Source organism: uncultured Aquimarina sp. (assembly GCF_947492115.1).
In the GTDB taxonomy this organism is placed as follows: domain Bacteria; phylum Bacteroidota; class Bacteroidia; order Flavobacteriales; family Flavobacteriaceae; genus Aquimarina.
The window spans coordinates 1-1199 of the sequence record NZ_CANLMM010000036.1 but is presented as its reverse complement, the minus strand read 5'-3'; the positions used below and the strand labels follow the sequence as shown (position 1 = coordinate 1199).

The following is a 1199-nucleotide window of genomic DNA, read 5'->3' as shown; positions in this document are numbered from 1 at the left end:
CTGATTTCTATGACAAAACCAAATTGTTTTTATAAGCAGTTTGGTTTTTTATTATAGCAAAGATTCTATGAATAATTTTATTTCTCACTGCGTTAAGTACACTCATTTTATTTTTACCTTCTTTTACTTTTTTCACATAATATTTTCTTAGATCGTTGTCTAGTCTTATAGCGCTCATTGCAGCCAAGTGTAGAATACTTTTGAGTTCTTTATCCGCAAACATCGATAATTTGGGTTTTCGATATATAGAGGATCCTGATTGATATTCAAAAGGTACTACTCCAGCAAAACAAGCAAATTTTCTTGGGTTTGTAAATTTTGAAAAACCTTCTGTTTTCCCAATTACAGTCCAAGACAATACATTACCAACTCCAGGAATGGTTTTAATTAATTGTTGTTGATTTTTAAGTTTCTGATCTGATTCAATAATATCGTTTATTTTGTGTTCTATCTTTTTAATTTGTTTTTCTAAGGCTTTGACTTGTTGTTTATTTAAGGCTAACAATTCTTTATCCAATCCTAAGGTTTTCATTAGTTTATAATCATTCTGTCTAGCCAAAAGCTGTCTTTTGGTTTTGATTCTAGAATTACGCTCTGATAATAAAACCTTAAGACATTGAATGTTCCTAGCAGTAGGTTGCCAAGCTGTAAGTTCTGCTTTGTTTTTCTGAACAAATTGACAAATTCTAAGAGCATCTATTTTATCGTTTTTACCTCTAACTAATCCTAAGCTTTTGCTTAAATGTAAAGGTGATATTACATATACTTCAAATGAAAACTGTTCTAAGGCTTCATAGATATACCAGTTATATCTTCCTGTATTTTCCATAGCTATAATGGTTTTTGTATCATCATACGCTTTTAAAAATTTCACAATACTTTTAACCTTGTTTTCAATTGTAGCATAATGAACTTGTTTATGCTCAATAACACTCAAGTCTAATGTTCTACTACTTACATCAATACCAATAACTGTCTTTTTCATAACTTTGTTTTTAAGTGAAAATGAATAGAGAAAATTCATCAATTGCTTAACTCCTTGATAATAGGTATTACCTAAATTTCTATATGAGCCTTTTGATGAAAAGGGAAACAAAAGTCTAAATCAGCTTATAAGTCTTAAAACTTAGAGCCTTGTCATAGGTTACTTTTGTTTCCTTTCTCTTTCATAAATATCTAAAAAACAAATCTAAAGGAGC

The 1199-nt window shown here is 29.3% G+C and carries 1 protein-coding gene; it reads right to left on the bottom strand.

The window, feature by feature from the left end:
* Positions 1-7 precede the first annotated feature (7 nt).
* Complete coding sequence (locus tag Q1A73_RS24405; RefSeq protein ID WP_299611435.1) at positions 8-985, bottom strand: IS110 family transposase; 978 nt, start codon at positions 983-985, stop codon at positions 8-10.
* Between the last annotated feature and the right edge of the window lie 214 nt (positions 986-1199).

Coding starts and splice junctions, on each gene's coding strand:
- Q1A73_RS24405 (WP_299611435.1), bottom strand. CDS start 985: ATGAAAAAGACAGTTATTGGTATTGATGTAAGTAGTAGAACATTAGAC.